Genomic DNA, 21,056 nt, shown 5'->3' with positions numbered 1-21,056 from the left:
GACCTGCTCGCACGCTCACCGAATTGATCGAGAACCGCCACTACGCCGGCTCATCGACCGGTCGGCCACCATGCTCGACGAAGCGGTGTCGGCATCGCGAGTGGAAGCCGTTGCGAGCCGCTGTGGTGGGGATGCCGCCGGCCGGTTGACCGGGGCCAGGATTCATGCCGGCTGCTACTCCTTTCGCGGGATCGATCTTCTCGTTCGGACAAGTCGAGCCGCGATCATCTAGACCGGTAGCAGCGGGATGCCGTCGTAGGCGGTGACGTCGTGCGCCGGCACCACCTGCATGGCGTCAGCCAGCGCGATCACGTGAAGCAACCCCTCGCGCACCCTCTTGGGATCGATGTCGGCGAGCGAGCGCATCAACAACGGCCGCTCGACGCGGCGGCGGATGCCGTCGAGTTGCCAGGTCAGGTCCCCGATGAAGGCGTACCGCTTGCCCGTCGGCAGCGTGACGAAGACGACCACCGAGCCGTTGGTGTGGCCGCCGGCGAGGGCGACAACCACCGAGCCGTCACCGTGCACATCGAAACTCGACGGGAAACCGAGATAGGAGGGGCCGTTGAACTGGTATTCGTGAATCTCGTGACCCGCGGACACGTCGCGGAACACTTGCGCGTCGCGCGCATGTCTCACGTATTGCAGCTCGCCCTCGTTGATCCAAATCGGGACCTGAAGGTCGCCGAGACCGCTGACGTGATCCCAGTGAGCGTGCGTCACCAGGACACCGGCGAGGCAGCCCTGGTCGTAGCCACTGGATTTGAGTTGTTCGCTGACGGTGCTGGTCAGCCGGTGCGGGGCCCGCTGCATCCGAGGCAGGGCCTGGATGTGCGTATCGAGGTCGGAGCCGAAACCCGCGTCGATCAGCAGGTCGCCTTTGGGATGTCGCACCAGGACCGCCGTAGCGGCGAAACGGCGCTTGTCGCGGAAAGACCCGCCCTTGAACGCGAAGGCCGCCCTGGTCTCGTAGGTCCCGGTCGGCAGTTGATAAATGGCCATGTCCGATGGCGGCGACGCCTCGGGAAGCGGTCCGACCCAGGTCGGCGGCTGAGGAAGAGGTGACATGACTTCAGCCTGGACCGCGGGCCCATCGGTCGTCCAAGGCCGATTGGTCTCGCCCGATACCGAGAAGGTATCGTCGCCGGTAATGGACCTGAGGACGCTGCGGTATTTCGTGGTAGTGGCGGAGGAACTGCATTTCCGCCGCGCCGCCGCCCGCCTGCATATGACCCAACCCCCGCTGAGCCGCGCCATCCGCAAACTCGAGAACGAACTGGGTTGCGAGCTGCTGCGAAGGTCTCCGAACGGCGTAGCCCTCACACCCGCGGGCGAGTCGCTGCACAAGGATGCGCGTGCCCTGCTCGCGCAGGCCGACCAAGCGCGCGCCCGCGCGGCCGCGGCCGCCGGAGCGGCGATCCTACGGCTGGGCACGCTCGCCGACAGCGCCGAGCAGGCCGGCGCCGCGCTGGCCGCCGCATTCCGGCAGCGGCACCCAGGAGTCGAGATCCGAATACACGAGGCCGACTTCGCCGATCCGACAGCGGGTTTGCGATCGGGCCTGGCCGATATCGCCTTGACCCGGACGCCTTTCGACCAGGCCGGCCTGACGACGAGGGCGCTCCAGTCCGACCCCATCGGAGTGGTGCTGCGATCGGACGATCCGCTCGCGGCGCGCCCGAGCCTGAGCCTCGGGGAACTCGTCGACCGGCGTTGGTTCCGCCTGCCAGACGACGCGGACCCAGCGTGGCGCGCGTACTGGATGCCCGTGAGTGGCGCGGGCTCCGACGGCCCGGTGGTTCGCACGATCCACGAATGCGTCCAGGCGGTGCTGTGGAATGACACCGTCGGGCTCACCTCGCTCGGGCACACGATGCCTCCCGGGCTGACGGTCGTCCCCCTGCTGGACATGCCCCCTAGCCACCTGGTGATCGCGTGGAAGACCGACGAGCGCAACCCCTTGGTCCGTTCGTTCACCCGTGTCGCCGAGGACATCTACCGCGGGCGTCGATGATCGACCGGCTCGGACGATGACGCGCACCAACAAATGTCCGTCGGCGAAATGCGCGGCGGGTCAGCTGAAGTTGCGGCGGTAGGCGAGGGGACTGACGCCGGTTGTGCGTTTGAAGCGGTCACGGTTGCCGTGGCCGAGCCGAACCCGACATTGCCCGGCCACCACACTGTCCGGCGGTGAGGGGCAGCGGCTCGAGCACCCTTTCCGTCAAGGTGCAGTCGTCGCGATCGGTGGCGGCCGTGCGCTGTCCAGCAATCGTTCGGTCCGCATCCTCTGGTGGCGGATTTCCACGAGCGCACGAGGGCCAATGCTGGCTGCTCTGGGCGTCCGGGAGGCTCTGGTCAGGCGGAATCGATCAGGGGGCGGACGTGGTGGGCGGCGTCGGCGTCATCGCGCCATGTGCAGGCGAGGCCGAAGGCGGCTACTCGGCCGGTGGCGAGGACGGTGTGCACTGCGGCCGATACCACGGAGAGGGTGGGGCCGCCGGGGGCAGGGATGAGGAGTCCGGGGAGATCGTCGGGGTTGATGACGTCGAAGTCGAGGTGTAGGTAGAGCGGGCCGTCCGGGAGGTCGCCGAGGTCGTCGACGGGGCGGTGTCGGATCCGCGCGGTGCGCAGGTATTCCGCTTCCGGCGGGTCGAGGTCGCGGCCGCCGACCAGGACGGCGCGCTCTTCGGCGATGTCGTGCAAGCCGATTCGGTCGGCGAGCAAATGGCGGCCGTACCCGACGAGCATGCGCAGGGGGAATCCGCCGAGGTATCCGGAGGTAGAGGTCTCCATGGTCTGGACGTCACCGTGTGCGTCGAACCAGACGAGTGCCGGATCCAACCCGGCCCGTTGCAACCCGGCCACGGTGGCGAGCGCGGTCGTGCAATCTCCGGACGCGACCACCGCTCGTTCACCCCCGCGCACCGACTCCGCGACCCGATCCGCCACAGCGTCATAGAGCACGGCCATCCGAGCCCACGGATCGTCGATCTTCGGCAGCACGGCCGTCACCACCGCGTCCGGACTGATGGGAGCATCGAGCTTTGGCCGATACTCGTCGAGGTGGTACGGCACGAGCAAGCGCATCTTCGCGAGCCTAATTCAGCGTTGAGCGGGCGCGCCACTGAATTACCGCGCGCCGGAACCCAGCACTCTGCTGACGTCCAGGGGCCTGCTTCAGGCAATGAAGCAGGCCCGTGAACGACCTTCAGCGGGTCGAGCCGACCGATACGGATTGATACCCGCCAGCGCGCACCGCGTCGGTGATGAGCGTCCGAACATCGCGGGGTGCGGTCGGCAGCAGCTCGGGTAGGTCGGTGCCGGACGACTCGAGGAGACCCGCACCGAGGTTGGCGAACAAGGACAGCGTATGGGTGATCTGATACGGCTCTAATCCGCTGCCCTGCAACATATTCCGCATTTCGGTCAGGGAGATGGGCAGATAGTTCACCGGGCGGCCCAGGGATCCGCTCAGTATTTCGGCAATATCGGAACCACCGATCGCGGTGACACCCGCGAGCTCGTATACCTTGCCCGCATGCCTGCTATGCCGCCCCGCGGCGAGATCGCGGTCGGTCTCCGCGGCCACCCGCACGGCCACTTCGGCAAGATCCTCGCGCGCCACCACCGAGATCCGGCCCGTGCCGAACGGCGCTGCGAATACACCGGATTCGGCGGATGCGGCGGCACCCGCGACGGCGAGACCAACGGGCACCTCGGCGTAGAGGCCGTTGCGCAGGATGGTTACCTCGAAAGGTGCTGCGGCCAGCCGCTTTTCGGTCCAGCGATGCGGCAGGGCGATGGTCATCAGATCGCCAGAACCCGCAAGACTCGTATAAATTACGTGCCGGACCCCGGCCGCGGCGGCCGCATCGACCACCGCACCGTGGCGCCCGAGCACGATATCGTCCTCGGCATATCCGGCGGAGATCATGACCAGTACGTCGACGCCGCGCAGCCCTGCGGTCAGCGCGGCCGGATCGTCGAAATCGATTCGGCGCGTTGCAGTGTCGTCGCCCGAGCGGCTGCCCGCCGCCACTGCCAGATCATCGCGGGTGGACAGTCCGCGGTAGACGAGGCCACCCAGGGATCCGGAGATGCCGGTTACCAGAATCATCGGAACACTCCCGATTGTTGTAGTTGCTGAAACTCGTCCCAGCATCGGCGCTCGCGTATCGCGGCATAAGGAGGCACTTTCATGTCGGTCACGAACACGGCGGTCACCGCGCAGGTGGCGGGCACTAATCCCGAGGGCCCCTGTGGCGATGACGACTGCGGCATTCGCGATGTGCTCGACCGGCTCGGCGATCGGTGGACGGTCCTGGTGATCGTGGAGTTGAGCAAGGGAGTGCGGCGGTTCCGCGAATTGGAGCGGGCGATTCCGGGCATCTCGCAGCGGATGCTGACACTGACCACCAAGCGGCTGTGCCGTGACGGCATGGTCGAGCGGATCGCCTATCCGACGATTCCACCGCAGGTGGAGTACCGGCTCACCGAGACCGGACGCAGCCTCGCCGCAGCGATCGGTGCGCTCGCCGACTGGTCACGTGCGCACCGGGACGTCATCGCCTCGGCCCGGCAACGCTGGGACGTCGAACACGGCGTCGACGGAACCGAATGACGCCGTGATAGTCGGGTTGAATAGATACAAGTATCCGTACGGATAGGGAGGTTCCGATGACGCTTTCCGCCCGTGCACTACTCGACGGAATCCAGGCCGAACTGGCCCCGCGCGATAGCGATAACCGCTTGCTCCCGCTGATCACGACGGGCCAGGCGCCGCAGGCGGTCTTCGCGGCGATCGCGGCGGAGGAACAGCGCATTACCAGCAGCGATTTGCGCAGCTTCCACGCCATGGCGGCGCGGACGGACGAACCGAACGCCATGGCCTTCTTCGGCGGGCTCCCGCCGGGCGAGCAGCAGGCGCATGATCTGCTGGACGCGCTGGTGGATGCGGTGGGACCCGACCAGGGCATGGAGTTGCCGAGAGCGGGCTGCCAGGCCTATCCGGCCTACGTCGCCTGGTTGGCGTTGCACGCCGAACCCTCCGCTGCCGCAGCGGGCATCTACTCGAATTTCACCGCATGGGGCCGCTACTGCAAGGCAGTCGCCGAGGCAATGCGCACGCACTACGATTTCGACGACTCCGCATGCGCGTTCTTCGACTTTTTCGCTGCCGATGTCCCCGAGATCGAACAGCGGGTCCTTGCCGCCATCCAAGCCGGACTCGACACCGGGCGGCTGAAGCCGGAGGAGGCGCATTTGTACGCAAGGCTGTTCCAGAACTACGAGCTCATGTTCTGGAACACTCTCGCCGATGAGTTCTCGGCATAGCCCTAACGCCGCTCACTGAGCTGCTGAGTCCCCGTGATACGCAGCAGTTCCAGCGCCGAAGCAGCCGGAGTGCCGGGTGCCGCCGAGTAGACGACAACCGCCTGATCGGTATCGGGCACGAACAGCGCATCGCAATCGAGCACCATCCGTCCGACCTCGGGATGATCGATGGTCTTGGTGGCACTGCGCCAGTTCCCGGTCCGTCCCTCGCGCCACAGCCGCTCGAATCGCTCACTGCGCGAACATAATTCGGTGATCAGGCGAGCCAGGTCCGGATCGTCAGGATATGTGGCCTTCGCGCTGCGGAGCGAGGCGACCCAGGACTCCGCCGCCGCCTCGGCCTCCGCGGGGGTGAACACCACACGCGAGGGCTCGGTGCCGAGAAACGACTGCCAGATGATATTCCTCCGCGCGGGTGACCACCCGGAGAAGTCGCCGAGCAGCGCCGCTGCCATCGAATTCCAGGCCAGCACATCGGCTTTGGCGGAAATCACCAGCGCGGGCAGATCGGCCATCCGGTCCAACAGCCGCAACACGCTCGGCCGCACCACCATGGCGATACGCCCCACCTGCGGCGGCGCCGAACCGGCGAGCCGGAACATCAGATCCCGTTCGATGTCCTCGAGCCGCAGCGCGCGGGCCAGTGCGCCGAGCACCGCGGCGGACGGGCGTGGTCCCCGGCCCTGTTCGAGGCGGACCACATAGTCCACGCTGACACCGGCGAGCTGGGCGACCTCCTCCCGTCGCAACCCGGGCACCTGACGGCGCGCGCCGTTGGGCAGTCCGACATCGCCCGGCCGCACCCGAGCACGGGCCTGGCGCAGCAGTGCGGCGAGTTGGGTGCGATCCATGCCTCGATGATGCCGCAGTACCCAGCCGCCGGGGTGGTACTGCCGGTCCCAGGAGTTCTCGGCCCTGGAGCCGCACCAGTGCGGTGGCCAAGCTCGAGCTATGAGCAACACGACTACAGCGCTGGTGACCGGGGCGAACAAGGGACTCGGCCGCGAGACGGTGCGCAGGCTGGCCGAACTCGGCTGGCAGGTCTTCCTCGGTGCCCGCGACGCGGACCGCGGCAATGCCGCCGCCGTCGATCTCGCCGAACAGGGCTTGCATGTCGAATTCGTCCAGCTCGACGTGACCTCCGCAGCGTCGATCGCGGCCGCCGTCGAGACCATCGCGCGCCGGACACCGCACCTGGATGTGTTGATCAACAATGCGGGTATCGGCGGCACCCGCGCCACGCCCGCCGACACCGTGGCCGCCGATTTCCGAAATGTCTTCGAGACCAACGTTTTCGGGCCGGTGCAGGTGACCCACGCCTTCCTTCCGCTATTGCGCGCCGCCACGCACCCGCGCATCGTGATGGTGTCCAGCGGCATCGGTTCGATTACCAATACCTCCGATCCGAGCCGGATCGAATCGCAGATCCTCGGGCTGGTCTACCCCTCCTCGAAAACCGCGCTGAACATGATCACCACGCAGTACTCCCGCGAGCTGCCACAGATGCGCGTCAATGCCGCCGATCCGGGTTACACCGCAACGGATTTGAACGGGAATTCGGGCCATCAAACGGTTACCGAGGGCACCGATGCCATCGTGCACCTCGCGACGATCGGACCGGACGGACCCACCGGCGGGTTCTTCAACCGTTCCGGCGCCGTTCCCTGGTGAACGCCGAGCCCGGGGCTCAGCGGTCCTGTGGGTGACAGACCCACTGACCGTCGTCGCCGCAGACGCAGAAGTAAGGGCCCTGGTTCTGAGATTCTCCGGCCTGGCACTCCGGCGTTGGATTCGAGGGCGGAGGTTGAGCCATGGCGACCGGACCGGACACCATCACGAGGCTGCCGAATACCGCGGCAAGCGCGGATCCGAAGAACCGATTCGACTTGGCGCGCATGGTCGCTCCCCTCAGTCGACGGCTATCTCCCTTGCGCTGTGTCCATTGGCCCGAGCAACTCGGGAGCCGATGAAACTGACACGGCACTTTCGAAACACGCCTTAGACGCCTCCGTGCCCCCGTTCGTTGCAGACCCACTTGCCGTCCGGCCCACAGTTGCAGTCGTAGGGGCCTTGGACCTGAAAATCTCCGGGCTTGCACTCCATCGTCGGATCCGAAGACGGAGGTTGAGCCATGGCGACCGGACCGGACACCATCACGAGGCTGCCGAATACCGCGGCAAGCGTAGATGCGAAGAACTGATTCGACTTGGCGCGCATGGTTGCTCCTTCAGTCGGCGGCTATCTCCAACGCGCTATTTCCTCTGGCGTGATGCCATACGTCGGTTCCCGCTGTCGAGTGCGCGAACCACCTCCATCTTCCCATACCATTCGGTCTCGACTACAGCCTTCAACGAGCCCCACCATTGACGTACAGCGTCTGACCGCTGACATAGGACGCCTCATCACTGGCCAGGAATGCGATCACCGCCGCGACCTCCTCGGGCTGTCCAACCCGCCCCAGCGGCGTCCGCTCGGCCACGGCCTGCTGATGGGCCTCGGCACTGAGCCCGACCCGATTCGCGGTCGCGGCCGTCATCGCGGTGGCGATATAGCCCGGTGCGACAGCATTGACATTGATGTTGTACGGCCCGAGCTCGATGGCGAGCGTCGCGGTCAGGCCCTGGATGCCCGCCTTGGCGGCGGCATAGTTCGCCTGACCGCGATTACCGAGCGCCGAGCGACTCGACAGCGAGACGATCTTGCCGTAGCGCTGGGCGACCATGTACTCCTGAGCCGCCTGGGTGCAGTGGAAGACACCGGTCAGGTTGACCGAGAGCACCGCGTTCCAGTCGTCTTCGGACAATCGGAAGAACAGATCGTCGCGGGTGATGCCCGCATTATTGACCAGAATGTGCGGACCGCCGAGATCGGTTGCGATCTCGGCGAATACCGATTCCACCGAGGCGCGCTCGGTAACGTCGCAGACGTAGCTGCGGGCCGCACCGCCCGCCGCGACTATCTGCTTCGCGGTGTCCTCGGGTGCATTGCGGTCGAGCACCGCGACCTGCGCGCCCTGCGCGGCCAGCAGTTGTGCGGTGGCCGCGCCGATGCCCTGGGCCGCGCCGGTGACAACGGCGACCCGGTCGGTGAATCTGGTCATCTGACGTCCTCCTCGGGGTTGTGAACGGCGGTCATCAGAATGCGCTCACCCCGGTGAGTGCACGTCCGATCAACAGCTTCTGAATCTGGCTGGTGCCCTCGTAGAGGGTCATGACCTTCGCGTCGCGCAGATACTTACCGACCGGGAATTCGTCGATATATCCGTAGCCGCCGAAGACCTGCAGCGCCCGATCGGCCGCGCGCACCGCGGCCTCACTGGCGAACAATTTGGCCTTCGACGATTCCACCGCGAATTCGGCGCCGCGGTCGATGAGATCGGCGACCCGCCACACCAGCAGCCGGGCCGCGTCCACATCGAGGGCGATATCGGCGAGCAGTTCCTGGACCAGTTGGTGGCCCGCGATCGGCTTGCCGAATTGTTCGCGCTCGGTGGCGTATCCGACGGCGGCGTCCAAGCAGGCCTGCGCTATGCCGACGCAGCCTGCGGCCACCGACATCCGCCCCTTGGCCAGCGCCGCCATCGCGACGGTGAAACCCTTGCCCGCGTCGTGTAGTCGGGCGCTGTCAGGGATACGGACGCCGTCGAGCACAAGTTCGGCGGTGGCCTGTCCGCGCAGTCCGAGCTTGCCGTGGATGGTGCGGGCGGTGAAGCCGGGGGAGTCGGTCGGGACCAGGAATGCGGTGATGCCACGGTGTCCCTCACCGCCGGTGCGGGCGAAGACGAGAGCGATATCGGCCCAGGTGCCGTTGGTGATGAACATTTTGGTCCCGGACAACACCCAGTTGTCGCCGTCACGAACGGCGCGCGTGCGCAACTGTGCCGCGTCGGAACCGGTTCCGGGTTCGGTGAGGGCGAAGCAACCCAGTGCGGCGCCCGCGGTGAGGCGCGGCAGCCACGTGCGCTTCTGCTCGTCGGTGCCGTAATGGTTGATCGATTTGGTGACCAAACCCAAAGAGACCGAAACGATTCCACGCACGGCGGAATCGCCGCGCCCGAGTTCCTCCAGGACCAGACAGTAGGTGAGGTGGTCACCGCCGCTGCCGCCGTACTCCTCGGGAATGGTCAGGCCGAGGAAGCCGAGTTCGCCCAGTTTGGACACGATCTTGGGATCGACGGATTCGGCCCGGTCCCATGCGGTGGCGTGCGGGGCGATCTCACGGTCGACGAAATCCGCCGCGAGCTGCTGGGCGGCGGCCTGTTCGTCGCTGAGTTCCAGGTTCATCGCGACTCCCGGCTGCTAAAACTAACGGTGAAAGTTTCTGCCATGCTAACCCTCGATAAACTAACGATGCAAGTTTGTTGCCGCGGGTATCCGCCGTGCGACACTGGATTGGATCTACCAGGAGGTTTTCATTGGGCAGACCGCGTCGGCCCTTGCTCAGCCGCGACCGCATCGTGTCGGCCGCGCTGGATCTGGTTGATGCCGAAGGCCTGGAAGCGGTATCGATCCGCAGACTCGCCACCGAACTCGGCGTACAGGGCCCCTCGCTCTACAACCATGTGGCCACCAAGGACGATCTGCTCGACGCGATGGTCGACGCCGTACTCGGGCGGATCGACCTGTCGATGTTCACCGATATCTCGGATTGGCAAGTGGCGCTGCGCGATTGGGCAAGATCGTATCGCGCAGCGCTGGCGGCGCACCCGAAGTTGGTGCCCGCCTTGAATCACGGCATGGGCCGACGACCGAACGCGTTGCGGCAGGCCGACGCGGTGTTCGGAGGTTTGGTGGCGGCGGGCTGGCCGCGGCGGGAGGCAACGCAGGTGGGTGCGCTGATGCGGTTCTTCGTCACCGGATCCACGCTCGGGTCGTTCGCGGGCGGGTTCCCCGAGGATGCGGCCGTTTATCGCGGGAACTACCCGCATCTGGACGAGGCGCATCTGCTGTCGGGGCGCCAGCGCGATATTGATGACGCCGCATTCGAGACCGGGCTGCGCGCATTGCTGGACGGATTGGCGTTGCGCTTCGCGGCGCTGGAAGGCGCAGCGCGGGGACGTTAACGCGGGCCGTGCGCGGCCAGCCAGTCCGGGAACTCGCTGAGATCGCGCACAACGCATTCGGCTCCCGCGGCCCGCAACTCCTCGGCATCGCAGGGACCCGTCGTGACCCCGAGCGCGTAGACCTCGGCTGCCCGTGCGCCACGCATATCGCCCTCGTGATCGCCGACGAACAGATCGGCTCCGTGTTCGCGCAATGCGACCGCCTTGCCGTCCGACCAGAGATCACCGACCACCTCATCGATCCGCCAGTCCAGTTCTTCGACGTGCAGTCGCGCCAGCGGTTCGTGCTTACCGGTCACGATGAGCACCCGCCCGCCGCGCGCACGTACCGCCGCAAGGGCGGCGTCGGCACCCGGCATGGCCGGAATGTGGGGCACGATCGACGGATAGATCTCCCGGTAGCGGGCCACGAGCGGCGCAATCAACTCCTGGGGCGCACCGGCATCGGCCAGCAGCATCCCCAGCGGCGGACCGAGCCGGTCGGCGAACTCGGCCCCACGCAGCGCCAGCCCGAACTCCGCACCCAACTGGTCGATCGCCTTGCTCACCCCCGGGCGGGAGTCGATCAGTGTCATATCGAGGTCGAAGCCAACGGTCCAGCTCACAATTGGACCCTATCGTCGGCGTCCGATCGACGGCACTGCGGCTCCACTGGTTAACCAACGGAGGCGCTGCGAAGATCAATGGAGGGGAACATTCCCGCAGTCGGTGCGAAACCGCTGATGGGAACCGGCGGGCGAATTTACAGTTGACCGACGAGCGAACGGCTCCGGTCTGTATCGCGGAGGACGAGATGACGAGCCAGCAGGGCCAGCCACTCATGGTGGGCTCGCTGTTCGGGCACTACCGGTTGGATCGGCTGATCGGTCGCGGCGGCATGGGCGAGGTCTATCAGGCCTACGACATGCGCAAGCGCCGGACCGTCGCGATCAAGGTGCTGCTGGAAAAGCTCGCGCTGGACCATGGGTACCGCGAGCGCTTCCAGCGCGAGGCCGATGCCGCCGCGCGGCTGCGGGAACCGCATGTCATCCCGATTCACGATTACGGCGAGATCGACGGCCACCTCTACATAGATATGCGATTGGTGGACGGTGCCAGCCTGGTGCCGGTGTTGCGCACCAACGGGCCGATGGCGCCGGAGGATGCGGTTTCGGTGATCCGTCAGATCGCCGCCGCATTGGATGCCGCGCACGCGGAGGGACTGATCCACCGTGACGTCAAACCGGACAATATCCTGCTCACGCCGGATGGCTTCGCCTATCTGGTCGATTTCGGTATCGCCCATTCGAGTGCCGATCATCGGCTGACGACCCATGGTGCGGTGATCGGTTCGTTCAGTTATATGGCGCCGGAGCGATTCCGGGCCGAGCACACCACACGCGCGGTCGATGTCTATTCCTTGGCGTGTGTGCTGTACGAATGTCTCACGGGCGCAAGGCCTTATCCAGGTAGCACCGATGCCCAGATCATCAGCGCGCATCTGTTCGAGCCGGTGCCGCGCCCGAGCATGATCCGGCCGAATGTATCGCCCGCGCTCGATACCGTCGTCGCCCGCGGCATGGCCAAGAATGTGCGCGAACGTTTCGGCGCCGCCGGTGAACTCGCGAGCGCCGCACAGGCGGCGCTGACGAGCGCCGCAGCCCTTACCGAGGGGCGCACCCAGACCTCGGTAACGCCTGGACCCGCCACCGGTGTGCACGATGCCGTCGCTGATCGAACATCGAATGCCACAGGGGGAATGGGTGATTCACCCGCTGCCGGGCTCCTCGATGCAGAGCATGCCCATCCCGAAGCCCAGCCCACCGATTCCCGGTCTACCGGCGACCAGAAAACAGATGCCCCGAAGCGCGGACGGCGTCGCCGTGCTGTCGTCGCACTCATCCTGACCGTCGCCGCCATCATCGCCGCCGGAACCGGATTCGGGGTGTGGACATTGCTCGGTGATCGCAAAGGCACCGCGCTCGCCGATGCCAGCGCGTTGCGTGGCGCGGATGTCGACCTACTGAAGATCGTCGCCGAGACCGGCCGCAAACGTTCCACCTGCCAGCACGAGCAGCCCGACACCTCCACCACCGTCGCGGTCATCTTCTGCGCCGAGCACCCCGCGGCCAGTGAACCTGCGGCCCGATACATGCGTTTCCGCCGCCTCGACGACTTGCGCGACTACTACAACCTGCTGGTGCGCACCTTCCAGGCCAAGAACTGCCCGGATGACCCCGCCGGATCGGACGGCCCCTCGATCCTCGACGGCAAGGAGATCGGCCGCAAGGCCTGCGTCGCCAACCGCGCGGAAACACCGAACGCGCCGAAGCCATCCCTGCTGATGACCGATGAAACCCAACTGGCACTGGCATTCTTCATCTGGCCGACACCGAGTGACGAACCGCTGCGCGATTACCTGGGCAAGTTCACCGCGTCGCAGTTCCTGACCAACGAAACCGCCCGTGACCCGGACTATTTCACCCCGGAGGACCGCGCGGTCTTCAGTCGGCTCGGCAACGACTATCGGCCGACGAACTGTTCGCACATGTCCCCGCCCGGCGGCACGGTGAACGCCGCCATCGAGTGCAGTACTCCGGCCGATTATCCGTCCGCCGTCTTCTTCGGATTCCCCGACACCCAGTCGGCCCAGACCCTGTACCGAGCCGATGTCGGCCTGCTCGGTGGACACGTCTGTGGTGGGGGCGGCGGCGCCGACGACGTATGGGGCACGGCGAGCAACCCGATCGGCCGCTTGTTCTGCTTCCTGGACAGCGATCCAAAACTCGGCACCCGGACCTGTCTGGTCGCCGTGCACGACGACGCACACCTGATTGCCCAATTCTGCACACTCCTACCGGAGAATCCGCTGCCCGGTCCGAAAACCGAAGCCCAACTGCTGAATTGGTTCGATAAGCACTTCCGCTAGTGCTGCGCCGCGAGGGAATCAGTCGTCGCAGCGGGTGCCGCGGTCGGGGACCACGCCGTCGAAGAAGTATCCGACGGCGATGGCGTCGATGCAGGCAGAGCCGTTATCGAAGGCGATATGCCCCTCGTGTTCGCGGACAACGAGCACCGCGTCGGCGAGTTCCTCGGCGACATGCTGCGCCTCCGTCAGCGGTGTAGCCGGATCGCGGGTGTTGTTGAGCAGCACGATGGTCGGTGCGCCGATCGCGGGCGCGGCCTTCGACACGCTCGTCGGCGGCACCGGCCAGAACAGGCACAGCGGTTTGCTGAAGGCCCGGTTCCGGCCGAACAGCGGCGAGGTGACCTCGGCCAGATCGGCATTGTGCTGGAGTTCGGCCAGAATCTGCTCCTCGGACTTCGAGCGGTAGCTCTTGGGATCGTCGTTGGCGCACTGCACCGCCCAGAAGGCGGGATCCGAGGAGGTGTAGCGGCCGGTGTCACTACGGCCGACATAACGGTCGGCGAGTCGGGCGAGTCCGGTGCCGTCGCCCTCCAGTGCATCGGCGAACGCCCGCTCGAACCACGGCCACATGGCTTGGTCATAGGTGGCCTCGAAGATGCCGACCACCGCCAGATTCGAGCCGAGCTTGCGGCCGTCCTTGGTCGGAATAGGGTTCTTGTCCACGCGATCGATCAACTCGCGCAGCTTGCGCATGGCGATACCGGGATCGTGGTCAAGTGGGCAATCCGGGCGTGCGGCACAGGCGTTGAGTATGTCGCGCACGGTCCGGTCTTGTGCCCAGAGCCGGGTCGGATCCGGTTGGGGATCGGGAGTGAAATGCCAGCGATCCGTCGTTCGGCTCGGATCGTCGATCGAATCGAGCATCATGCGCCCGACATGCGCCGGAAACCGGTCGGCGTAGTACTGGCCGAGCCGGGTGCCGTAGGAGAAGCCGAAGTAGTTGAGCTTGTCCTCGCCGAGGGCCGAACGCATGATGTCCATATCCTGCGTAACGAACTCGGTGCCGAGGAAGCCGAGGAGTTTGCCGGTATGGCGCAGGCAGGCGGCGGCATAGCGCTTGTGCGCGTCGGCGACCCGGCGCACGCCGGCCGCATCGGTCGGGGTGAAGTCGGTGGCGAGGTAGTCGTCCATTTCCTTATCGCTGAGGCAGCTGACCGCGGCGGTGCGGCCGACGCCGCGCGGATCGAAACCGACCAGGTCGTAGCGGATACGGAATTTGCGCAGGCCCGTATCCTTCGGATTCAGCGCGTAACGCACCTGTTCATAGCCGGATTCGCCGGGCCCGCCGGGATTCGCAGTGAGAACACCGAGACGTGCCGCCGGATTGGTGGCGCGTAATCGGATCAGCGGCATGGTGATGGCCATGGCGCCGGGATCGGCATAGTCCACGGGTACTCGGATCGAACCGCATTCGGCCGCGCCGTTCTCGCACGGCTGCCAGTCGATGCGCTGGGCCATATAAGCCTCGACCGTCGGCAGCGGCTGCACGACCACCGGCGTGCCGGGCACGGTCAACAGGCTCGCACAGCCCGTCGTGATGAGCAGCAGCGCGGCCAGCGCGGGGAAGATCCGATACCGATACCGCATGCTGTGGGACCCCCCTGGTTACTGCGCGATTGCCCCGACGCCGCGTTTGTCCTCCAACGAGGCGTACGCCGAAGGCGATGAAACCATCTTCCCACTATTGATCCCGTCAGTGGCGCATGTCGTGAAAGCGACACCGGTAGCGTGGATGCCGCGAACGGGGAGAAAGGTCGGGCATGACAGCCGATCCGAATCAGCGAATTCTCGAACTGGTGGCGCGGACCGCAGCCACGGTGCCCGCGTACCGGGCATTTCTCGATGAACACGGTATCGATGCGGAGAAGATCACCGATACCGCGGCGTTCCAGCAACTGCCGTTGACGACCAAGGCCAACTATCACCAGCGCTATCCGCTACCGCAGCGATGCCGCGGCGGTGATCTGAGCAATTGCGATCTGATCGCGGTGTCCTCGGGATCGACTGGTACGCCGACGTTTTGGCCGCGCGCCGCCGCGGATGAGGCGGCATCGGTGCGCCGCTTCGAGCAGGTACTCGTCGGCGGATTCGGCGCCGCGCGGACGCGCACGCTGGCGGTGGTGTGCTTTCCGCTCGGGACCTGGGTCGGCGGGCTGTACACGCTGTCGTGTCTGCGGGCGTTGGCCGGGGAGCTGCCGCTGACGATCGTCGCGCCGGGTAATAACAAGGCCGAGATCCTGCGAGTGATCCCGGAGTTGGGCGGGCATGTCGATCAGGTTGTGCTGCTGGGCTATCCGCCGTTTCTCAAGGATGTGATCGATACCGGCCTGCGCGCTGGCATCGAATGGTCGCGCTATGCAGTCAAACTTGTGCTGGCCGGTGAGGTGATCAGCGAGCAGTGGCGCGATCTGATGGCGCGGCGGGCGGGTCTGGATCCGGTACGGGATGTGGCCGCGCTCTATGGGACCGCTGATAGGGGAGTGCTCGGCAATGAGACGCCGTTGAGCGTGCGGATCCGCAGACTTCTGGGCGAGCATCCCGCCGGGGTGGAATTGTTCGGCACGCGGCGGCTGCCGACGCTGCTGCAATACGATCCGGCGGATCGATATTTCGAATCCGTCGACGGCACACTGGCCTTCACCGCCGACTGCGGAGTTCCGCTGGTCCGGTATCACATCGCCGATGACGGTGGGGTGGTCTCGCATGCCGATATGCTCGCGTTCTGCGCCGCGCACGGCCTCGATCTCGGTACCGATACCGGGCCCGAACTGCCGTTCGTGTACGTATTCGGGCGCACACTGCACGCAGTATCGATATTCGGCGCGAACGTCTTTCCAGAGACCGTGACGATCGGATTGGAACAGCCCGAAGTCAGTGAATGGGTGACGGGCAAATTCGTGCTGGAGGTGTGGGAGAACGCCGACCACGACCGGATGCTGCGCGTCACCGTCGAACTGGTCACCGACGCGGCGAACACCCCCGAACGCACCCGCCGCGTCGCCGCATCCATCCGCGATGAACTGCTGCGTCGCAATAGCGAATACGCACATTACGTGCCACCCGAACGTCAACTCCCACACGTCGAACTGCGCCCCACCGGAGACCCCGACTACTTCCCATTCGGTGTCAAACACCGCTATACCCGCTGAGTCCGGGGCGGACCGCGCACGAGATGTCTTGTCCGATTGGGTGCACCCCAACACCACATGTTCGACCGGTGCGAACGACGTCTGAATAGGGTCAGTTGCCGAGTTTCTCGACGCCTCGCTGGACTCGATCGCTGCGACCGTGGCATCGGTGAGCAAGGCCGGTCAGCTCGCCGATGGTGCCCTCGCTGCGAGCGAGCAGGTAAGTCGCCATTTCTTGGGACGCGATCGGCGAAGGTCGCCGCAGTGGGAACGACGCGGCGGAAGACCGGCGGTGCTTGATGATCTGCTGGCGATCATCAACGACAGCAGATCGCCGACGAGGATGCCGCAGATCGGTCACACCGTTGGGATCCGGGTCACGCGGTCCGGACCACCGGGTCGTAGCGGTCCAACCACACGATCAGGTCCAGGAATTGTTCGAGCCCGATGCGCTGGGCCAGACTGATGCCACCATCCACGGGACGGTCGGCGAGCTTGGTCACCGCGTCGGCGTCGACCAGTTCGAATACCTGATGGCTGCGGCGGTCACGGAGCACCTGCATCGACTGCTGTTGCAGCGCAGTCAGATACGCGCTGTCCGACGCCAATGGATAGTGCGCCTTCTTGCGCTCGACCACCGACTGCGGCAGGAGTGCGGCAGTGGCGCCGCGCAGCAGGCTCTTCTCCTGCCCGTCGTATACACGCATCGTCCACGGCACGTTGTAGACGTACTCGATGAGCCGGTGATCGCAGAAGGGGACTCGCACCTCGAGCCCGGTCGCCATGCTCATCCGATCCTTGCGGTCCAGCATCGCCCGCAGGAAACGGGTGAGATGCAGATACGACAACTGTCGGATCCTGGTGTCGAGCTCGCCCTCACCCGGCAGGGTTTCGACCGGCGCGACGGCTTCCCGGTACTTGTCCTGTACATAGGTGTCGAGATCGAGTTCGCGCGTCAGTTCCGGGCGCAGCAGGCTCGTCCGCCGGGTCAGCTCTTTGGGCATCGCTGCCATCCAGGGGAATGTCTCGGCATCGCGCAGCGATGGTTCGTGGAACCAGCGATATCCGGCGAAGATTTCGTCGGCCGACTCTCCCGACAGAGCGACCGTGGAGTGTTCCCGTACCGCCCGCGACAACAGGTACAGCGAAGCATCGGAATCGCCGTACCCGCAGGGTAGATCGCGCGCCGCGACGACCGCGGCCCGAACCTCGGGTGCGGCCAGGTTCGCCGGATTGATGACAACGCTGCTGTGCCGCGCACCGACATGCCCGGCCACCTCGCGGGCAAACGGGGAGTCGAGCGTCGAACGCCATTCGTCGGCGACGAAATTGCGTTCCTGGTCGGCGAAGTCGACGGTGAACGACCGCACGGATTCGTTTTTGTCACGCAACCGCTCCGCGGCGAGTGCGGTGATCGCCGAGGAGTCCAGCCCGCCGGACAGCAGGGTGCACAGCGGCACATCGGCGACCAGTTGCCGCGCGACGCTGTCCTGCAGCAGCCCACGCACGGTTCCGATCGTCGCAGGCAGGTCATCGGTGTGCTCGGCGGTCGCCAATTCCCAGTAGCGGCGCCGATGCACCCCCTCCCGACTCACGGTCACCACGGTGCCCGGATCAACTTGTTGCATCCCCTCCCACACCGCTGTACGCGGATCACTGATCATCGTGAACAGCTCCCGCAGCCCGTCCAGTCCGAGCGCCGGCCGCGCCAGTGGATTGGCAAGTATCGCTTTGGGTTCCGAGCCGAACAGCACCCCGTCTGTCGTCGGCCACAGGTACAGCGGTTTGATGCCCAGCCGGTCGCGGATCAGCACCAGTCGCTGCACGCGCGTGTCCCACAGCGCGAAGGCATACATGCCGAGCAGCCGCTCGGCCACCGCGTTGCCCCACTCCAGGTAACCGCGCAGCACGACCTCGGTATCCGAGCGGCTGCGGAATCGGTGTCCCCGCGCGGCCAGTTCGCTGCGCAGCTCGGTGAAGTTGTAGATCTCTCCCGAATACACCAGCACCACAGTGCCGTTCGGAGTCTCGACGGCCATCGGCTGAACGCCGCCGGCGATGTCGATGACGGCCAGGCGGCGATGCCCGAGGGCCGCGGGGCCCTCGATCCACAGACCCCCGGCATCAGGTCCGCGTTCGCCCATCGTGGCGGTCATCGCCTCGACAGTGCTGCGCTCGCGGGTCAGGTCTCGGTTGAAGGATACCCATCCGGTGATTCCACACATGGTTCCATATTGCAGTCACTCTAACTTTAATGCAACATCAATTTTAGAGCAGCTGTAGTACAGTAGTGGCATGGGTGACACCGAGGTCGGATTGCGGGAGCTGAAGAAGGAGCGCACCCGCCGAACCTTGCTTCGGACGGCCTACAAGCTGTTCGGGGAAAAGGGCTACGACAAGACGACGACCGCCGAAATCGCTCGCACCGCAGAGGTATCCCCTGGCACGTTCTTCAACTATTTCGCCACAAAGGAGGACCTGGTCTTCGGCGACCGGTCTGACATCATCGACGCCGGACTGCATGCACTGCGTCGGCCGGAACCCGGCGAGGTGCCCGCGGATCTGGTACTGCGCGCGTTCGAGGCGATGCTCGAGACCGAGCGCCGAGACGACCCGGACAACGAGATGGGAGCAGCCCGGGCCCGCCTGCTGTTCACGGTGCCGTCGCTGTACGGTGCGGTGCTGCACCGTACGTTCACCACGCAGGAACGGATGACACAGGCGTTGCGGGAGAGCTTTCCTGAGGATCTCGATGAGTTGCGGGCGGCGACGATCGTCGGCGCGTTCGTCGGCGCGGGGATCGCGGCGGTGCGCTCGGCCGCCGATCGAGATGAACCGCTGACGCCGGCACTGGTGTCGGCGATTCACCTGGTAGCAGCAAACTTTCGCTGATGGCCCGGGGATCCTGAGTTCGGTCGATCGGATCTTCGTCGACAAGAGATTCTCCGGCACCACCCGCCGCAACCGCACCGGACCGGACAATGCGATCATCGCCGTGACTGCGGCGGCTGCGGCAGTCACCGACCGGCCGGTAGTGCTGACCGCGACGCGGTTCGACCGGTTCGCGCGCAACACAGCCGAAGCCGGGCAGATCCTCGGCGGGCTACGTGACCGGGAGGTGCTGCTCGGGGCTCGGCCCCCAGGTCTACGACTGGGCCAACCTGTTCGGGGGCCGCGTAACCAATTGTCTCGTCCGGGATCTCGGCCCGGCCGCGCGGGAAGCGCCCACGCTCGGTACAAACGGCAGCGATATCGCGAACCCGAGCCGGGTCGCACCGCGTTTGCCGCCGACCAACTCGATCTCGTCCTCGACAAGCGTCCAACGGTCGATCAGCTCGTCGTGGTCCAGCTCACGCACCACAGACGCGCAAACTACACCGAGAAAGCCACTGCCACAGCAATTTGCGGCAGGTAACACGATCCTTGCCGGCGAGCATCAGGTGGCCGCCTTGCCTTTGCGGCTGTTGACACGATCCTTATCAACACCCCCTATTCCTCGGAGCGGAACTGGGCCCGCTTGTAGTCGCCGAACGGTTCGTCGCGTTCGCGGACGGCCTCGCGGAAACCCACGGTGGCCGAACGCAGTTGGAAGGCGTAACCCTCGCGCGTATGCCGGGAGATTCCGTCGAAGACGGTGCTGATCATCGCGGAGTTCGTCACACCCTGCGAATGCAGTGCCGAATTGAGCGCGAGCTTGGCCATCATCAGTTGGTTGACCGGCATTCGCGCGATCCGGGCCACCAAGGCCTCGGTGCGCTCGTCGAGTTCATCGGCCGGACAGGATTCGACCGCGAGACCCCATTCCTCGGCCTGTTTCCCGCTGATGCAGTCGCCGGTGAACAGCAGCCGCTTGGCACGCTGATCGCCGAGGCGATGCGCCCACATGCCCGCCGCCGGGATGCCCCAGACCCGGGTCGGCGGGTAGCCGATCTTGGTGTCGTCGGCGCAGATGATCTGGTCGGAGTAGAGCGCGATATCGGTGCCGCCCGCGATGGCGAAGCCGTGCAGTTTGGCGACCGTCGGTTTATTGGCATTCATGAGGCTGGCGAATCCGCGGTTGAACCGGCTCATCATGGCGTAGTCGATCATCGGATCCCAGGTGCCCCAGGGATTGTGATTGACCGCCTGCACCACCGGATCGGCCACGGTGCCGGTGGTGTCGGTCGAACCATCGACACCGTGGCTGCCCTGTTCGGCGAACATATCCAGGTCATAGCCGCCGCAGAAGCCCTTGCCCCGTCCGGATACCAGGATCACGTGCACCCGCGGATCCAGGTCGGCGCGCTCTACCGCGTGCGCGAGATCGACCGGGGTATCCGGGGTGATCGTGTTGCCCTTCTCCGGACGGTTGAAGGTGATGCGCGCTATGCGCCCATCGCGTTCGTAGGTGAGCGTGCGGTATTCCCGTTCGCCGCCCGGCTCGGGCCGATCCCGCCACGGCGAATCGGGGACCTCCGTCCAGTTCTCGTACCAGGCGGCGGGGCGGGTGCCCGCATGGTTGGAAAAGGCGTCGTTATCAGGCTGATTCACGTGGAACTCCCGGTGCACTCGATGCCGCGCTCTCGGCAACGATGCTGGCACTGGCGGCCGGTGCATCGTTGCGCTCGATGTCACCGTAGCGAAC

At 65.8% G+C, this 21,056-nt stretch carries 20 protein-coding genes; 9 read left to right on the top strand and 11 right to left on the bottom strand.

What is annotated here, in order from left to right; translation table 11 throughout:
• Positions 1-228: 228 nt before the first annotated feature.
• Positions 229-1,068 carry an MBL fold metallo-hydrolase gene (locus ACWEO2_RS03285; protein WP_452403851.1) on the bottom strand — a complete coding sequence of 280 codons (840 nt, stop codon included), beginning with the start codon at positions 1,066-1,068 and terminating at the stop codon, positions 229-231.
• Here ACWEO2_RS03285 and ACWEO2_RS03280 point away from each other — a divergent pair.
• Complete coding sequence (locus tag ACWEO2_RS03280) at positions 1,067-2,014, top strand: LysR substrate-binding domain-containing protein (RefSeq protein WP_452403850.1); 948 nt, start codon at positions 1,067-1,069, stop codon at positions 2,012-2,014. The two genes, ACWEO2_RS03285 and ACWEO2_RS03280, sit on opposite strands and share 2 nt — an antisense overlap.
• 341 nt (positions 2,015-2,355) lie before the next feature.
• Here ACWEO2_RS03280 and ACWEO2_RS03275 read toward each other — a convergent pair whose 3' ends face one another.
• Both ACWEO2_RS03275 and ACWEO2_RS03270 read right to left on the bottom strand, forming a co-directional pair.
• Complete coding sequence (locus ACWEO2_RS03275) at positions 2,356-3,087, bottom strand: arginase family protein (RefSeq protein ID WP_452403849.1); 732 nt, start codon at positions 3,085-3,087, stop codon at positions 2,356-2,358.
• A 121-nt stretch (positions 3,088-3,208) separates the two neighbouring features.
• The gene (locus ACWEO2_RS03270; protein WP_452403848.1) at positions 3,209-4,117 is read right to left on the bottom strand and encodes an NmrA family NAD(P)-binding protein; all 909 of its coding nucleotides are present in this window, start codon (positions 4,115-4,117) and stop codon (positions 3,209-3,211) included.
• An 81-nt stretch (positions 4,118-4,198) separates the two neighbouring features.
• On the opposite strand from ACWEO2_RS03270, the gene ACWEO2_RS03265 reads away from it, so the two are divergent.
• Together ACWEO2_RS03265 and ACWEO2_RS03260 are read left to right on the top strand one after the other, a co-directional pair.
• Positions 4,199-4,621, top strand: a complete 423-nt coding sequence (locus ACWEO2_RS03265) for a winged helix-turn-helix transcriptional regulator (RefSeq protein WP_452403847.1) — start codon at positions 4,199-4,201, stop codon at positions 4,619-4,621.
• Between the two features lie 56 nt (positions 4,622-4,677).
• Positions 4,678-5,334: a hypothetical protein gene (locus ACWEO2_RS03260; protein ID WP_452403846.1), complete on the top strand. Its 657-nt coding sequence runs from the start codon at positions 4,678-4,680 to the stop codon at positions 5,332-5,334.
• Between the two features lie 2 nt (positions 5,335-5,336).
• On the opposite strand, the gene ACWEO2_RS03255 is transcribed toward ACWEO2_RS03260, so the two are convergent.
• On the bottom strand, positions 5,337-6,185 hold the full coding sequence (locus tag ACWEO2_RS03255; protein WP_452403845.1) for a helix-turn-helix transcriptional regulator: 849 nt from the start codon (positions 6,183-6,185) through the stop codon (positions 5,337-5,339).
• Positions 6,186-6,285: 100 nt separating this feature from the next.
• On the opposite strand from ACWEO2_RS03255, the gene ACWEO2_RS03250 reads away from it, so the two are divergent.
• The gene (locus ACWEO2_RS03250) at positions 6,286-7,005 is read left to right on the top strand and encodes an SDR family oxidoreductase (protein ID WP_452403844.1); all 720 of its coding nucleotides are present in this window, start codon (positions 6,286-6,288) and stop codon (positions 7,003-7,005) included.
• 676 nt (positions 7,006-7,681) lie between these two features.
• On the opposite strand, the gene fabG is transcribed toward ACWEO2_RS03250, so the two are convergent.
• Positions 7,682-8,434, bottom strand: a complete 753-nt coding sequence (gene fabG, locus ACWEO2_RS03245) for a 3-oxoacyl-ACP reductase FabG (protein WP_452403843.1) — start codon at positions 8,432-8,434, stop codon at positions 7,682-7,684.
• A 34-nt stretch (positions 8,435-8,468) separates the two neighbouring features.
• Positions 8,469-9,617, bottom strand: coding sequence for an acyl-CoA dehydrogenase family protein (locus ACWEO2_RS03240; protein WP_452403842.1), 1,149 nt, complete (start codon positions 9,615-9,617; stop codon positions 8,469-8,471).
• Positions 9,618-9,748: 131 nt separating this feature from the next.
• Here ACWEO2_RS03240 and ACWEO2_RS03235 point away from each other — a divergent pair, with 131 nt between their 5' ends.
• Positions 9,749-10,396, top strand: coding sequence for a TetR/AcrR family transcriptional regulator C-terminal domain-containing protein (locus tag ACWEO2_RS03235; RefSeq protein WP_433734355.1), 648 nt, complete (start codon positions 9,749-9,751; stop codon positions 10,394-10,396).
• Here ACWEO2_RS03235 and ACWEO2_RS03230 read toward each other — a convergent pair.
• Complete coding sequence (locus tag ACWEO2_RS03230; RefSeq protein WP_354960048.1) at positions 10,393-11,001, bottom strand: HAD family hydrolase; 609 nt, start codon at positions 10,999-11,001, stop codon at positions 10,393-10,395. The two genes, ACWEO2_RS03235 and ACWEO2_RS03230, sit on opposite strands and share 4 nt — an antisense overlap.
• A 188-nt stretch (positions 11,002-11,189) precedes the next feature.
• Between ACWEO2_RS03230 and ACWEO2_RS03225 the strand changes: the two genes are divergently transcribed.
• Positions 11,190-13,304, top strand: a complete 2,115-nt coding sequence (locus tag ACWEO2_RS03225; protein ID WP_452403841.1) for a serine/threonine-protein kinase — start codon at positions 11,190-11,192, stop codon at positions 13,302-13,304.
• A gap of 18 nt (positions 13,305-13,322) precedes the next feature.
• Here ACWEO2_RS03225 and ACWEO2_RS03220 read toward each other — a convergent pair whose 3' ends face one another.
• Complete coding sequence (locus ACWEO2_RS03220) at positions 13,323-14,891, bottom strand: alpha/beta hydrolase (RefSeq protein ID WP_452403840.1); 1,569 nt, start codon at positions 14,889-14,891, stop codon at positions 13,323-13,325.
• 173 nt (positions 14,892-15,064) lie between these two features.
• Here ACWEO2_RS03220 and ACWEO2_RS03215 point away from each other — a divergent pair, with 173 nt between their 5' ends.
• The gene (locus ACWEO2_RS03215; RefSeq protein ID WP_452403839.1) at positions 15,065-16,453 is read left to right on the top strand and encodes a phenylacetate--CoA ligase family protein; all 1,389 of its coding nucleotides are present in this window, start codon (positions 15,065-15,067) and stop codon (positions 16,451-16,453) included.
• A gap of 91 nt (positions 16,454-16,544) precedes the next feature.
• On the opposite strand, the gene ACWEO2_RS03210 is transcribed toward ACWEO2_RS03215, so the two are convergent.
• Together ACWEO2_RS03210 and asnB are read right to left on the bottom strand one after the other, a co-directional pair.
• A complete protein-coding gene (locus tag ACWEO2_RS03210) occupies positions 16,545-16,793 on the bottom strand; it encodes a hypothetical protein (protein ID WP_452403838.1) in 249 nt (82 codons plus the stop codon).
• A gap of 16 nt (positions 16,794-16,809) precedes the next feature.
• Positions 16,810-18,657 (bottom strand): asparagine synthase (glutamine-hydrolyzing), encoded by a 1,848-nt coding sequence (asnB, locus tag ACWEO2_RS03205; RefSeq protein WP_452403837.1) that lies wholly within the window; start codon positions 18,655-18,657, stop codon positions 16,810-16,812.
• Between the two features lie 70 nt (positions 18,658-18,727).
• On the opposite strand from asnB, the gene ACWEO2_RS03200 reads away from it, so the two are divergent.
• A complete protein-coding gene (locus tag ACWEO2_RS03200; RefSeq protein WP_452403836.1) occupies positions 18,728-19,324 on the top strand; it encodes a TetR/AcrR family transcriptional regulator in 597 nt (198 codons plus the stop codon).
• A gap of 10 nt (positions 19,325-19,334) precedes the next feature.
• Positions 19,335-19,847, top strand: coding sequence for a recombinase family protein (locus ACWEO2_RS03195; protein WP_452404144.1), 513 nt, complete (start codon positions 19,335-19,337; stop codon positions 19,845-19,847).
• A 74-nt stretch (positions 19,848-19,921) separates the two neighbouring features.
• On the opposite strand, the gene ACWEO2_RS03190 is transcribed toward ACWEO2_RS03195, so the two are convergent.
• Positions 19,922-20,962 carry a crotonase/enoyl-CoA hydratase family protein gene (locus ACWEO2_RS03190; RefSeq protein ID WP_452403835.1) on the bottom strand — a complete coding sequence of 347 codons (1,041 nt, stop codon included), beginning with the start codon at positions 20,960-20,962 and terminating at the stop codon, positions 19,922-19,924.
• Positions 20,963-21,056 lie beyond the last annotated feature (94 nt).

The organism is Nocardia sp. NPDC004278, from assembly GCF_053602975.1.
This window is presented reverse-complemented; position numbering and strand designations above follow the sequence as displayed.

Bases quoted from the DNA above. Each gene is read 5' to 3' on its own strand.
- ACWEO2_RS03280 (WP_452403850.1), top strand. From the start codon at position 1,067: ATGACTTCAGCCTGGACCGCGGGCCCATCGGTCGTCCAAGGCCGATTG.
- ACWEO2_RS03285 (WP_452403851.1), bottom strand. From the start codon at position 1,068: ATGTCACCTCTTCCTCAGCCGCCGACCTGGGTCGGACCGCTTCCCGAG.
- ACWEO2_RS03275 (WP_452403849.1), bottom strand. From the start codon at position 3,087: ATGCGCTTGCTCGTGCCGTACCACCTCGACGAGTATCGGCCAAAGCTC.
- ACWEO2_RS03270 (WP_452403848.1), bottom strand. From the start codon at position 4,117: ATGATTCTGGTAACCGGCATCTCCGGATCCCTGGGTGGCCTCGTCTAC.
- ACWEO2_RS03265 (WP_452403847.1), top strand. From the start codon at position 4,199: ATGTCGGTCACGAACACGGCGGTCACCGCGCAGGTGGCGGGCACTAAT.
- ACWEO2_RS03260 (WP_452403846.1), top strand. From the start codon at position 4,678: ATGACGCTTTCCGCCCGTGCACTACTCGACGGAATCCAGGCCGAACTG.
- ACWEO2_RS03255 (WP_452403845.1), bottom strand. From the start codon at position 6,185: ATGGATCGCACCCAACTCGCCGCACTGCTGCGCCAGGCCCGTGCTCGG.
- ACWEO2_RS03250 (WP_452403844.1), top strand. From the start codon at position 6,286: ATGAGCAACACGACTACAGCGCTGGTGACCGGGGCGAACAAGGGACTC.
- fabG (WP_452403843.1), bottom strand. From the start codon at position 8,434: ATGACCAGATTCACCGACCGGGTCGCCGTTGTCACCGGCGCGGCCCAG.
- ACWEO2_RS03240 (WP_452403842.1), bottom strand. From the start codon at position 9,617: ATGAACCTGGAACTCAGCGACGAACAGGCCGCCGCCCAGCAGCTCGCG.
- ACWEO2_RS03225 (WP_452403841.1), top strand. From the start codon at position 11,190: ATGACGAGCCAGCAGGGCCAGCCACTCATGGTGGGCTCGCTGTTCGGG.
- ACWEO2_RS03220 (WP_452403840.1), bottom strand. From the start codon at position 14,891: ATGCGGTATCGGTATCGGATCTTCCCCGCGCTGGCCGCGCTGCTGCTC.
- ACWEO2_RS03215 (WP_452403839.1), top strand. From the start codon at position 15,065: ATGACAGCCGATCCGAATCAGCGAATTCTCGAACTGGTGGCGCGGACC.
- asnB (WP_452403837.1), bottom strand. From the start codon at position 18,657: ATGTGTGGAATCACCGGATGGGTATCCTTCAACCGAGACCTGACCCGC.
- ACWEO2_RS03200 (WP_452403836.1), top strand. From the start codon at position 18,728: ATGGGTGACACCGAGGTCGGATTGCGGGAGCTGAAGAAGGAGCGCACC.